The 12,469-nt window shown below is 70.4% G+C and carries 12 protein-coding genes and 3 tRNA genes; 10 read left to right on the top strand and 5 right to left on the bottom strand.

What is annotated here, in order from left to right; translation table 11 throughout:
• Window positions 1–70 precede the first annotated feature (70 nt).
• Window positions 71–1,063 carry an NAD-dependent epimerase/dehydratase family protein gene (locus H489_RS30935; protein ID WP_017887691.1) on the bottom strand — a complete coding sequence of 331 codons (993 nt, stop codon included), beginning with the start codon at window positions 1,061–1,063 and terminating at the stop codon, window positions 71–73.
• A gap of 126 nt (window positions 1,064–1,189) precedes the next feature.
• Between H489_RS30935 and H489_RS30930 the strand changes: the two genes are divergently transcribed.
• Window positions 1,190–2,200 carry an aldo/keto reductase family protein gene (locus tag H489_RS30930; protein ID WP_017887690.1) on the top strand — a complete coding sequence of 337 codons (1,011 nt, stop codon included), beginning with the start codon at window positions 1,190–1,192 and terminating at the stop codon, window positions 2,198–2,200.
• Between the two features lie 140 nt (window positions 2,201–2,340).
• Here the strand turns inward: H489_RS30930 and H489_RS30925 are convergent.
• From H489_RS30925 to H489_RS30915, 3 genes are all read right to left on the bottom strand, one after another.
• Window positions 2,341–2,413, bottom strand: a tRNA-Phe gene (locus H489_RS30925).
• Between the two features lies 1 nt (window position 2,414).
• Window positions 2,415–2,491 (bottom strand) — tRNA-Asp (locus H489_RS30920).
• Between the two features lie 53 nt (window positions 2,492–2,544).
• Window positions 2,545–2,617 (bottom strand) — tRNA-Glu (locus H489_RS30915).
• 258 nt (window positions 2,618–2,875) lie between these two features.
• On the opposite strand from H489_RS30915, the gene H489_RS30910 reads away from it, so the two are divergent.
• On the top strand, window positions 2,876–4,153 hold the full coding sequence (locus H489_RS30910; protein WP_017887689.1) for a M23 family metallopeptidase: 1,278 nt from the start codon (window positions 2,876–2,878) through the stop codon (window positions 4,151–4,153).
• Window positions 4,154–4,187: 34 nt separating this feature from the next.
• Entirely contained in the window at window positions 4,188–5,654 is a 1,467-nt protein-coding gene (locus H489_RS38515) for an NlpC/P60 family protein (RefSeq protein WP_031260046.1), read from the top strand.
• Between the two features lie 113 nt (window positions 5,655–5,767).
• Here H489_RS38515 and H489_RS30900 read toward each other — a convergent pair whose 3' ends face one another.
• Window positions 5,768–6,259 (bottom strand): inorganic diphosphatase, encoded by a 492-nt coding sequence (locus H489_RS30900; protein WP_017887688.1) that lies wholly within the window; start codon window positions 6,257–6,259, stop codon window positions 5,768–5,770.
• Between the two features lie 64 nt (window positions 6,260–6,323).
• Here H489_RS30900 and tilS point away from each other — a divergent pair, with 64 nt between their 5' ends.
• From tilS to H489_RS30865, 7 genes are all read left to right on the top strand, one after another.
• Window positions 6,324–7,343, top strand: coding sequence for a tRNA lysidine(34) synthetase TilS (tilS, locus tag H489_RS30895; RefSeq protein WP_017887687.1), 1,020 nt, complete (start codon window positions 6,324–6,326; stop codon window positions 7,341–7,343).
• A 9-nt stretch (window positions 7,344–7,352) separates the two neighbouring features.
• Window positions 7,353–7,904: a hypoxanthine phosphoribosyltransferase gene (gene hpt / locus H489_RS30890; protein ID WP_017887686.1), complete on the top strand. Its 552-nt coding sequence runs from the start codon at window positions 7,353–7,355 to the stop codon at window positions 7,902–7,904.
• Window positions 7,905–8,066: 162 nt separating this feature from the next.
• Window positions 8,067–10,055, top strand: a complete 1,989-nt coding sequence (gene ftsH / locus H489_RS30885; RefSeq protein WP_017887685.1) for an ATP-dependent zinc metalloprotease FtsH — start codon at window positions 8,067–8,069, stop codon at window positions 10,053–10,055.
• A gap of 6 nt (window positions 10,056–10,061) precedes the next feature.
• Window positions 10,062–11,030, top strand: coding sequence for a dihydropteroate synthase (folP, locus tag H489_RS30880; RefSeq protein WP_017887684.1), 969 nt, complete (start codon window positions 10,062–10,064; stop codon window positions 11,028–11,030).
• Complete coding sequence (gene folB, locus H489_RS30875; RefSeq protein ID WP_017887683.1) at window positions 11,027–11,416, top strand: dihydroneopterin aldolase; 390 nt, start codon at window positions 11,027–11,029, stop codon at window positions 11,414–11,416. The genes folP and folB overlap by 4 nt, the downstream gene beginning before the upstream one ends.
• Window positions 11,413–11,967 (top strand): 2-amino-4-hydroxy-6-hydroxymethyldihydropteridine diphosphokinase, encoded by a 555-nt coding sequence (gene folK, locus H489_RS30870; protein WP_017887682.1) that lies wholly within the window; start codon window positions 11,413–11,415, stop codon window positions 11,965–11,967. The genes folB and folK overlap by 4 nt, the downstream gene beginning before the upstream one ends.
• Window positions 11,964–12,455, top strand: coding sequence for a DUF3180 domain-containing protein (locus H489_RS30865; RefSeq protein ID WP_017887681.1), 492 nt, complete (start codon window positions 11,964–11,966; stop codon window positions 12,453–12,455). Before folK ends, H489_RS30865 begins: the two co-directional genes overlap by 4 nt.
• Window positions 12,456–12,469 lie beyond the last annotated feature (14 nt).

The raw sequence follows: 12,469 nt of genomic DNA, 5'->3' as shown, positions 1-12,469 counted from the left end.
CCCGCATGCCGCGGTGCGGAGCGCGAACACCGGTGTCTTGCGTGCGCCGGCGCGCGTCACCGAGCGCGGCTCACACGGCCCAGCGCGCCGCCAGCTCGTCCATCAGGGCATCGAGCCGCTCGTCGATCACCTGCTCCTCGGGGTGTGCCTCGTACCAGGCGAGGACCTCGCGCACACCCTGCCGGTAGGTCGTGCGCGGCCGGTACCACGGCACGAGCGACCGGATCTTGCTGTTGTCGAACACCGAGCTGTTCGCCTTGTCGCCGAGCAGCGCCGCGCCCCACTCGGGGTCCACCGCGTTGATCGCGTCCGCCGGCACGTGCACGATCCGCAGGTCCTCGACCCCGGCCGCAGCCGCGATCTCGTGCGCGATGGCGTTCCACGTCGGGGCCTCGTCGCTCGTGATCGTGAAGGGCTCACCGATCGCCTCGGCCCGGTCGAGCAGCCCCGTGAACCCGACCGCGAAGTCGCGGCTGTGGGTCAGCGTCCACAGCGACGTGCCGTCGCCGGTGATGACGACCGGCTTGCCGACGCGCATCCGAGCGACCGCGGTCCAGCCGCCGGTCAGCGGCAGCTTCGTCTCGTCGTAGGTGTGCGACGGCCGCACGATCGTCACCGGGAAGTCCTGCTCCCGGTACGCCTGCATGAGCAGTTCCTCGCACGCGATCTTGTCGCGCGAGTACTGCCAGTACGGATTCTTCAGCGGCGTCGACTCCGTGATCGGCAGGTGCGTCGCCGGCGTCTGGTACGCCGAGGCCGAGCTGATGAACACGTACTGCCGCGTCCGCCCGGCGAAGAAGTCCACGTCGGCCTGCACCTGGTCCGGCGTGAAGGCGATCCAGTTCACGACCACGTCGAACCGCTGGTCGCCGAGTGCGTCCGCCAGGGCGCTGCGGTCCGACACATCGGCCTGGAGGCGCGTCACACCCTCCGGGATCGGCCTGCCCCCGGTGGTCCCCCGGTTGAGCACGGTCACGTCGAACCCCTGCTCGACGGCTTCCCGGACGCAGGCGGCGCTGATGACGCCGCTCCCGCCGATGAACAACACGCTCGCTCCGGTCATGGATGCTCCCTCGCTCTCCGCGGCGCAGCCCTGCGCCGTCGTCCCATGTGATCCTGCACCGTCCGAGCCGACTACCGTCACGGTTCGGGTCGCACCGACGCGCCCCACGACAGGAGTGACACGCACATGGAGTACCGCTACCTCGGCAACTCGGGCCTCAAGGTCTCCGAGATCACCTACGGCAACTGGCTCACCCACGCATCCCAGGTCGAGAACGACGCTGCGATCGCCTGCGTCAAGGCGGCCCTCGAGGTCGGCATCTCGACGTTCGACACCGCCGACGTCTATGCCAACACCGGCGCGGAGACGGTCCTCGGCGAAGCGCTCAAGGGGGAGCGGCGCCAGTCCCTCGAGATCGCCACGAAGGTGTTCGGGCCGACCGGTCCGAAGGGCCACAACGACACCGGACTGTCCCGCAAGCACATCCTCGAGTCGATCGACGGTTCGCTGCAGCGGTTGCAGACGGACTACGTCGACCTGTACCAGGCGCACCGCTACGACCACGAGACCCCGCTCGAAGAGACGATGCAGGCCTTCGCGGACATCGTGCGCCAGGGCAAGGTCCTGTACGTCGGCGTCAGCGAGTGGACCGCGGACCAGCTGCGGGCCGGTGCTGCGCTCGCGAAGGAGCTCGGCTTCCAGCTCATCTCGAACCAGCCGCAGTACTCGGCACTGTGGCGGGTCATCGAGGACGAGGTCGTCCCCACCTCGAAGGAACTCGGCATCTCGCAGATCGTCTGGTCCCCGATCGCCCAGGGGGTGCTCACCGGCAAGTACAAGCCGGGTCAGCCGCTGCCCGAGGGCTCCCGTGCAACCGATGACAAGGGCGGCGCGGACATGATCAAGCGCTTCATGCGCGACGAGGTGCTGTCCTCGGTGCAGGAGCTCGAGCCGATCGCGAAGGAGCTCGACCTGTCGATGGCGCAGCTCGCGGTCGCCTGGGTCCTGCAGAACGAGAACGTCGCCTCGGCGATCATCGGGGCATCGCGCCCGGAGCAGGTCCACGACAACGCGGGCGCTGCCGGCGTCACGATCCCGGCGGAGCTCATGTCGCGGATCGACGATGCCCTGGGCGCCGTGGTCGAACGCGACCCCGAGAAGACGAACGACAGCAGCCCGAAGACCCGCGAGGCGTAGGCCCTCCGCGAAACACCGGTGTTCGCCCGTTGAACACGCGCAGGCCGCGGCTCGATGCGCGAACACCGGTGTTTTGCGAGCAGGTCACACTGGCCGGACAACGGAAAAGGCCCCCTGCCGAAGCAGGGGGCCTTCACCGGTGGCTGGACACGGCATCGATCCGTGGACCTTTCGATTTTCAGTCGAACGCTCTACCAACTGAGCTATCCAGCCGTGGCGACCCTGACGGGACTTGAACCCGCGACCTCCGCCGTGACAGGGCGGCACGCTAACCAGCTGCGCTACAGGGCCATATTGAATTGCTGTGGTGTTGCTCAGTACTACTTGCTCGCTCACTCTAGGAGTGACCCCAACGGGATTCGAACCCGTGCTGCCGCCGTGAAAGGGCGGTGTCCTAGGCCACTAAACGATAGGGCCGCAAGCAGTGCATCGCGCTACCGATGGACAAGCATACGGATGCCCCCGGGGTTTCACAAATCCGACCTCGCCAACCGTGCATCCCCGGCGTGTCGCGCCGACCGTGCACGGGTCTCCGAAGCGGTCGGTGCGAGCATCGACGGCGGTCGCGCCCCTCGTCCGAGGGGCTGTCGCGCCTGCGACCGGTGTTGTTACTGTTGCAACTGTTAACAGTGTTACGTGCGTGAGCCTTGCCGCGCTGTTACGAAATCGAGATACATGTCGACCTCCACTCCGCTCTCCCTCAGCACCCGCAGCCGCCTGATCGCCGCCGCGGTCGCCGTCGCGCTCACGGCCGGCACGCTCGCGGCCATCGCCCCGACGTCGTCCGCCAGCGCTGCGAGCTACCCCAGCTGGGACGAGGTGCAGCAGGCGAAGTCGTCGACCAGCGCCCAACAGGCGAAGGTCAGTGAGATCAAGTCGCTCATCTCGTCACTGAAGAGCGAGGCCGCCGCCAAGCAGAAGGCCGCGCAGGCCGCCGGTGAGGCGTACCAGGCAGCGCAGAACAAGTACGACGAGGCGACGCTCAAGCAGAAGAAGTTCCAGTCGCAGGCCGACGATGCGAAGCAGACCGCCGCGCAGTCCGAGGCGCAGGCCGGCCAGCTCGCCGCCCAGCTGGGTCGTACCAGCGGCGACGACGTGACGACGGACATCCTCACGCACCCGTCCGACTCGGGCGACCTGCTGTACGAGCTCGGCGCCATGTCGAAGCTCAGCGAGCAGTCCGAGGGCATCTACGCACAGGCCTCGCAGGACCGTGGCGTGGCCCAGGGGCTCGCTGACAAGGCCGATCGTGCCAAGCAGGCCCTCGGGGACCTCGCCGACGCCGCGCAGTCGAAGATGCAGCAGGCCCAGGGCGCAGCCGACGCCGCACAGACCGCGGTCGACGCCCAGAACGACAACGAATCCCGGCTCGAGGCGCAGCTGACCGCGCTCACCTCGAAGCAGCGCGGCGTCGAGGCCGACTACCGCAAGGGCGTCGCCGCCGAGAAGGCCCGCCAGGCCCGCCTCGCCGCAGCCGCCGCGAAGGCAGCAGCCAAGGCCGCGGCGACCAGCCAGGGCGGCACCGGCGGCGGCAGCGCCAACCCCGCCGGGTGGGTCCGCCCCGCCGGAGGGTTCCAGACGAGCCCGTACGGCTACCGCGTCGACCCGTACACGCACATCAGCGCCCTGCACGCGGGTGTCGACCTGGCCCCGGCCTGCTACGCCCCGATCTACGCGGCACACGACGGCACCGTCACCTTCGCCGGCAACGGTGGCGGGTACGGCAACGAGGTCATCCTCGACAACGGCGGCGGCATCTCGACCGCGTACGGCCACGTCGTCGACGGCGGGATCATGGTCACCGCCGGCCAGCACGTCACCGCGGGGCAGCAGATCGCCAAGATCGGTTCGACCGGTTGGTCGACCGGGTGCCACCTCCACTTCGAGACCCGGATCAACGGCGCTGCTGTCGACCCGGTCCCCTTCATGGCAGCGCGGGGGATCTCGGTATGAGCATCAGCGCCACCGGAACGAGTCGTCCCACGTCATGACCACCTCCGCTCGCTCGTTCTCCTGCGGGATCGCGACCATCGCCGTGCTCGGCATCGGCCTGTCGGTCGTCATCGCCGGGCCGGCCCAGGCCGCGCCCTCGGGCCCCTCCTGGGACGACGTCAAGGCCGCCAAGTCCGACGCGGCCGACGCCCAGCAGACGGTCGACGAGCTGAGCGACCGGCTCAGCACGCTGCAGGATGCCGCCGACCAGGCGGGCGTCGCCGAGCAGCAGGCCGGGCAGGCGTACGCCCTTGCCGCGTCGCAGCAGCAGGAGGCGAAGGACGACCTCGCCGACCTGTCCGCGCAGTCGAAGCGCGCGAAGGCCCGGGCGGACGACTCCGCCGGCCAGGTGGCCGGGCTCGTGGTCGAGCTGTCCCGCACCGGTGGCGGCGACCTGTCGACGACGATGCTCATGGACTCGTCGGACTCCAAGGACCTGCTCTACCGGGTCGGCACGATGTCGCACCTGTCCGAGCGCTCCGCGACGGTCCTGGCCGAGGCCCGCGCCGACCAGAAGACCGTGGAGTCCCTGGCAGCCCAGCAGTCCGCCGCCGAGAAGGCCCTGAGCAAGGCGACGAAGGCGACGAAGACCACCTTCGCGACGGCCAACGCCGCCGCTGCCGGCGCCCAGGAACGGGTGCAGAAGCAGCAGGAGCAGCAGGGCGAGGTCCTGCGCCAGCTCGCGTACCTGAAGGGCACGAGCGTCGCGACGGAGACCGCGTACTGGAGCGCCCAGCAGGCGAAGGCAGCCGCGGCGGCCATCGCGAAGCAGACGCGCAACTCCGGTGGCGGCACCACCGGCAGCTCCTCCGGCGGCACCGGCAGCACCGGCGGCGGCAGCAACTCCGGCAGCTCCTCCGGCGGCACCGGCAGCACCGGCGGTGGCAGCAACTCCGGCACCACCGGCGGCACCTCCACTCCGGCCCAGCCCAGCACCCCGTCGAACCCCGGCACCCCGAGCAAGCCCAGCACCCCGACGCGGCCGAGCAACCCCGCCCCGGCTCCTGCACCGGCCCCGGCTCCCGCTCCTGCTCCAGCCCCCGCCCCGGCGCCCGCGCCCAGCAGCCCCTCGAAGGCCGCCGGTGCGATCGCGTTCGCCCGCGGACAGCTCGGCAAGCCGTACGTGCTGAACGGCGCCGGCCCGAACACCTGGGACTGCTCCGGCCTGGTGATGATGGCCTACAGCTCGCAGGGCATCGCGACCGGCGGGCACAACGTCGTCTGGCAGTACAACTACTTCAAGTCGATCGGTCGCCTCGTCCCGCTGTCCCAGCGCCAGCCCGGCGACATCCTGTTCTACTCGTCGAACGGCACGTCGTCGGGGGCGTACCACGACTCGATCGTGACGAGCTACGGCACCATGGTCGAGGCTGCACGGCCCGGCGTCGGCGTCGTCGAGCGAGCGATCTGGCTGCCGAACCAGCTCATGCCGTACGTCGCCCGCCCGAGCGGCTCCCTGTAGCCAGCTCCCGGTGTGCCCGTTCCCTCCCAGAGCGGCTGCGGGAGCAGGCACCAGCACAGAACGGCGCCCGCCCTCCGGATGGAGAGCGGGCGCCGTTCGTCGTCAGGGGATCGTCAGTGCGAACCGGGCACGTACGCGGCCTGACCGGCCTGCACGATGCGCTCGGCCTCGGCGGCGTCGCCCCAGCCCTCGGCCTTGACCCACTTGTTCGGCTCGAGGTCCTTGTAGTGCTCGAAGAAGTGCGCGATCTCGGCCTTCGTCTGCTCCGGCACGTCCGCGATGTCCTGGATGTGCGCCCAGCGCGGGTCCTTGGCGGGGACGACGAGGACCTTCTCGTCGATGCCGGCCTCGTCGCTCATCTTGAAGACGCCGACCGGGCGGACCTTGACGCCCACGCCGGGGAACGTCGGGAACTCGAGCAGCAGCAGGGCGTCCACGGGGTCACCGTCGTCGGCCAGGGTCTTCTCGAAGAACCCGTAGTCGGTGGGGTAGACGAACGAGGTGAACAGCACGCGGTCGAGGTAGACACGACCGGTCTCGTGGTCCACCTCGTACTTGTTGCGGCTGCCCTTGGGGATCTCGACGACGACGTCGTACGCGGCCATGTTGCGCTCCTGTGTCTGCTTCGGGGACTGTCGTGTGTTGCGAAAGCGCGGCTAACGTTACCGGGTGAACTCTCCGCGTCCCCGGCTCGACCCCGCCGTCGCCGAGACCCGTCTGGCCGTCCGCGACCTGCTCGCCGCAGCCGTCGACGGCGGCGTGGTCGCCGAAGGCGACCTGGTCCTCGTCGCACTGAGCGGCGGACCGGACTCCCTCGCCCTCGCCGCGGCCACCGCGTTCGAGGCGGGCAAGCAGGGTCTCCGGGCCGGGGCAGTGGTCGTCGACCACGCGCTCCAGGCGGGCTCCGAGGCGGTCGCGAGCCGTGCCTCCCGGCAGGCATCCGAGCTGGGACTCGACCCGGTGACGGTCCGCAGGGTCGCGGTCGGCTCCGACGGTGGCCCGGAAGGCGCCGCCCGGGAGGCCCGCCACGCGTCGATCGCCGAGGTCGCGGCCGCCACCGGGTCACCCCTGGTGCTGCTGGGGCACACCCTGGACGACCAGGCCGAGACGGTGTTGCTCGGCCTGCTGCGCGGCAGCGGACCGGACAGCCTGTCCGGCATGCAGCCGCTCGCCCGGCGTGACGCCGGTCCGGCCTACGGCCGTCCGCTGCTGACCGTCCGGCGGCACGCGACCCGGCAGGCGTGCGCCGCGGCGGGGCTGGCGCCCTGGCAGGACCCACAGAACGACGACCCCGCGTACGCACGGGTGCGGGTGCGGAACACCCTGCTGCCGGTGCTCGAACGGGAGCTCGGCGCCGGGGTCCCCGAGGCCCTGGCCCGGACGGCCGACCAGCTGCGCGAGGACTCCGCGGCACTCGACCACTTCGCCGAGGAGATCGCGGAGGACATAGCCGAGCACTCCGAGGCGGGCATCTCGCTGTCGGTGCGGGCGCTCGGGGCGAACCCGCCGGCACTCCGGCAGCGGCTCGTGCGCCTGGCGGTGGAGAGCGAGTTCGGGGTGACGCTGTCCCGCGTGCAGACGCTCGAGGTCTGCCGGCTCGTCACGGACTGGAGCGGACAGGGCCCGATCGACCTGCCGGGCGTCCGTGCCACGCGGACCGGCGACCGCATCGAGTTCAGCGCCGGTTAGGCTGGCCTGGTGGAACTCTCCGACGTCCAGGCAGACCTGTCCGAAGTGCTCTTCACCCCCGAGCAGATCGACGAGAAGCTCGCCGAGCTCGCGGCGGTCGTCGACGCCGACTACGCGGGCCGCGACCCGCTGCTCGTCGGGGTGCTCAAGGGTGCCGTCATGGTGATGGCGGACTTCTCGCGCCACCTCAAGATGCAGGCGCGGATGGACTGGATGGCGGTGTCGTCGTACGGCTCCGGCACGAAGTCGTCCGGCGTGGTGCGGATCCTCAAGGACCTCGACACCGACCTGCACGGGCGCGACGTCCTGATCGTCGAGGACATCATCGACTCCGGCCTGACCCTGTCGTGGCTCAAGCAGAACCTGCAGTCGCGTGGTGCCGCGAGCGTCGAGATCGTCGCCCTGCTGCGCAAGCCCGAGGCAGCCAAGGTCGAGGTCGACGTGAAGTACGTGGGCTTCGACATCCCCGACGCGTTCGTCGTCGGGTACGGCCTGGACTACGACGAGCGCTACCGCAACCTGCGCGGCGTCGGCGTCCTCGCCCCGCACGTCTACTCCTGACCGACGAGCGACCCGCTGCGCTCGGGTCGCACTCGGCCGACTCTGGCCCGGGGGTGAGTTCGCCCGCAGAGGACACCCATTCTCGCCACAGAATCGCGGCCGTATGCTGACCTGCACGCAACTTCGGCAGAGAAAGGTGTCGGGCACTCGCGCCCGGATCACATGAACTTCAAGCGCATCTTCCGCGGCCCGTACCTCTACGTGCTGATCGCGCTGGCGGGCATCTTCATCGGCTGGAGCGTCATCAGCCAGGGCAGCACGCAAGAGATCAACACCCAGAAGGGTCTCGAGCAGCTCGCCGACGACAAGGTCTCGTCCGTGACCGTCAACTCCACGGAGCAGCGGGTCGACCTCGTCCTCAAGGACGGCGACAAGCAGGAGCAGTTCTACTACTCCACGCCCCGCGGCGAAGAGGTCATCCAGGCGGTGAACGACTCCAACCTGCCCAAGGGCTACAACGACACCGTGCAGCAGGGCAACTGGTTCCTGTCGCTGCTCGGCATCCTGCTGCCGTTCCTGATCATCGGTGCCCTGTTCTGGTTCCTGCTCTCGAGCGCCCAGGGCGGCGGCTCGAAGGTGATGCAGTTCGGCAAGTCGAAGGCCAAGATCAACAACAAGGAGAACCCGCAGGTGTCGTTCGCCGACGTCGCGGGTGCCGACGAGGCGATCGAGGAACTCCACGAGATCAAGGAGTTCCTCAAGGAGCCCGCGAAGTTCCAGGCCGTCGGGGCGAAGATCCCCAAGGGCGTGCTGCTCTACGGCCCTCCCGGAACCGGCAAGACCCTGCTCGCCCGCGCCGTCGCGGGTGAAGCCGGTGTGCCGTTCTACTCGATCTCCGGTTCGGACTTCGTCGAGATGTTCGTCGGTGTCGGTGCGAGCCGCGTCCGTGACCTCTTCGAACAGGCCAAGGCAAACTCGCCGGCCATCGTCTTCATCGACGAGATCGACGCCGTGGGTCGTCACCGTGGTGCCGGCATCGGCGGTGGCAACGACGAGCGCGAGCAGACGCTGAACCAGCTCCTGGTCGAGATGGACGGCTTCGACGGCAAGACGAACGTCATCCTCATCGCCGCGACGAACCGTCCCGACGTGCTCGACCCCGCGCTCCTGCGCCCCGGCCGCTTCGACCGTCAGATCGGCGTCGACGCCCCGGGCCTCGCCGGCCGCAAGCAGATCCTCGAGGTGCACGCGAAGGGCAAGCCGCTCGCCGCGAGCGTCGACCTCGAGCTGCTCGCCCGCAAGACGCCGGGCTTCACCGGCGCCGACCTGGCGAACGTCCTGAACGAGGCGGCCCTGCTGACCGCCCGCTCGAACGCGCAGCTCATCGACAACCGTGCCCTCGACGAGGCCGTCGACCGCGTGATGGCCGGCCCGCAGCGCCGCACCCGGATCATGTCCGACCAGGAACGCCTGATCACCGCGTACCACGAGGGCGGCCACGCCCTGGCGGCAGCGGCGATGCGGCACACCGACCCGGTCACGAAGATCACGATCCTGCCCCGCGGCCGTGCCCTCGGCTACACGATGGTGCTCCCGCTCGAGGACAAGTACTCGGTCACCCGCAACGAGCTCCTCGACCAGCTCACCTACGCCATGGGTGGTCGCGTCGCCGAGGAGATCGTGTTCCACGACCCGACCACGGGCGCCTCGAACGACATCGAGAAGGCCACCGGCACCGCACGCAAGATGGTGACGGAGTACGGCATGAGCCAGGCCGTCGGGTCCGTGAAGCTCGGTTCCGGGTCCAGCGAGCCGTTCGTCGGCCGTGACATGAGCGGTGGCACCGGTCGGGACTACTCGGAGAACATCGCCCAGACGGTCGACGCCGAGACCCGCGCCCTGCTCGAGGCCGCGCACGACGAGGCCTACCAGGTGCTCAACGACAACCGCGACATCCTCGACCGCCTGGCCGGTGAGCTCCTCGAGAAGGAGACGCTCGACGCCCCGGAGCTCGTGGAGATCTTCAAGGACGTCCGCAAGCTGCCCGAGCGCCCGCAGTGGCTCTCGAGCGACAAGCGCCCGGTCAGCAACCTGCCCGCGATCGACGTGCCCGGCAAGGCCGCCGCGACCGCAGCGGACCCGACGGACTCCGAGTCGACCTCGAAGACCCGTCGTCGCCCGTTCGGCAACCCGGGTATCGCCCCCGCGTAGGCCCGCATGTCCGAGCTGCCGACGCGACGAGAGCGTCGACTCGCCGAGGTGAGTCGTGCCCGCGCCGCCGCCGCCGAACCGGCGACGGTCGCGATCGACCTCCGTGCACCCCAGCCGGTGCCCGAGGTCGTGACCGGCCGTCGCCGTGACCGCGGTGGTCCGGCCGAGGAGCGCACCCGGGTGCTCGGCATCCTCAACGTCACCCCCGACTCGTTCAGCGACGGCGGTCTGCACCAGGCCTACGACGCCGCCGTGCAGCACGCACGTGACCTCGTCGCCGCCGGTGCCGACGTCATCGACGTCGGTGGCGAGTCCACCCGGCCCGGGTCCGAGCGCGTGCCCGTGCCCGTCGAGCAGGAACGCGTGCTGCCGGTCGTGCAGCAGCTCGTCGCCGAGGGCATCCCGGTCAGTGTCGACACGATGAACGCCGCGACGGCCGAGCGTGCCGTCGACCTCGGTGCCGCCATCGTCAACGACGTCTCCGGTGGCCTCGCCGACCCGGACATGGCCCGCGTCGTGGCGTCCACGGGCGTCGGCTTCGTCGTCATGCACTGGCGGGGTCACAGCGACCGGATGTACCGCAACGCCGAGTACACCCACGCCGTCGAAGAAGTCCGTCGCGAGGTCGAGCTCCGCGTCGCCGAGCTCATCGTGCTCGGCGTCCGGCAGGAGCAGGTCGTCATCGACCCGGGCCTCGGCTTCGCCAAGCACGGCGTGCAGAACTGGGAGATCCTGGCCGGCTACGAGCGCTTCGCCTCCATCGGCCTGCCGGTGCTCGTCGCCGCCTCACGCAAGCGGTTCCTCGACGGTGTCGGGAGCCCCGAGGGCGCTCCTCCCAGGGAGCGCGACCTCGCCACCGCCGCCATCAGCCTGCTCGCCGCCGAACGCGGCGCGTGGGGTGTGCGCGTGCACGACCCGGCACCGACCCGTGCCGTGCTCGACGTCTGGGACGCCTGGAGGGCAGCTCGATCGTGAACGACACCATCCGACTCACCGGGGTCCGCGCCCGCGGACACCACGGCGTCTTCGACCACGAGCGCGAGGACGGCCAGGACTTCGTCGTCGACGTCGCCGTGGAGCTCGACGCCCGTGCGGCCTCGGGCAGCGACGACCTCGACGCCACCGTGCACTACGGCGTGCTCGCCGAGCAGGTCGTCGCCGAGATCGAACGCGACCCCGTCGACCTGATCGAGACGCTGGCCGAGCGCATCGCCGCGGCCGTGCTCACCCACCGTGCCGCGCTGGCGACCGAGGTCACGGTGCACAAGCCGCAGGCGCCGATCACCGTGCCGTTCACCGACGTCTCGATCACCATCCACCGCAGCCGCGGCGCCACGGTGCCGGACGAGGAAGAAGAATGACCCACCGGGTCGTCGTCGCCCTCGGTGCGAACCTCGGTGACCGGGGGAGCACCCTCCGCGCGGCGGCCACCGCGATCGCCGCCCTGCCCGGGGTGGTGCCGGTGGCCTCGAGCCGCGAGGTCGAGTCGGTCGCCGTGACCCTGGACGGGCTCGACACCTCGAAACCCCGGTACCGGAACGCCGTCGTGGTCGTCGACACCGACCTCGAGCCGCAGCCCTTCCTCGACGCCCTGCACGGCATCGAGGACGCCCACGGCCGCACGCGCGAGGTCCGGTGGGGCGACCGCACCCTCGACCTCGACGTCGTCGCTGTGGACGACCTGCGGATCGCCACGGACACCCTGGTCGTGCCGCACCCCCGGGCAGCGGAGCGCGCGTTCGTGCTCGCCCCCTGGCTCGACGCCGACCCCGAGGCCGTCCTGCCCGGCGCCGGACCGGTGGCAGACCTGCTCGCCGCCGTGGGGGACGACACCGAGCGCGTCGACGAGCCGCGCCTGTTCGCGGAGCCGGCACGGGCCTCCAGACCGGCGAGGAGCGCGACCAGCGCATGAAGCCCACCCGCGCCTCCACGCTGCTCAGCATCGCCGTCGTGACGGTGGCCGCCGGGTTCGCCCTCGACGCCGTCCTGGCGTCGCGCCAGCTGCCGACGTTCCTGTTCTCGCTCCCGCTCGGCATCACGCTCGCGTTCATCGGCGTCGCCGTCGTGCTGATGGCCAGGCCGGTGCGCCGCCACGCACGCGAGGGCGCCGGGCGGCAGCGGCCCGTCGACCCGCTCTACGCGACCCGGGTCGTCGTGCTCGCGAAGGCGTCCAGCATCTGCGGCACGCTGCTCGGTGGGTTCGCCCTGGGCCTGGTGCTGTACCTGCTGACCCGTTCCGCGACGCCTTCGCTAGGCTCGACCCTGCCGAACGTGATCGCCGTCGGGGGCGGGATCGTCCTGACGGTCTGCGCACTGGTCGCGGAACGGATGTGCGTCGCACCCCCGGGTGACGACGACGACCGTGACGATCCCCGCAACGGCTCGACGACGGTGAACTGACCGAGCAACCCCAG

It is taken from the genome of Curtobacterium flaccumfaciens UCD-AKU (assembly GCF_000349565.1).
Classification (GTDB): Bacteria; Actinomycetota; Actinomycetes; order Actinomycetales; family Microbacteriaceae; genus Curtobacterium; species Curtobacterium poinsettiae.
This window is presented reverse-complemented; position numbering and strand designations above follow the sequence as displayed.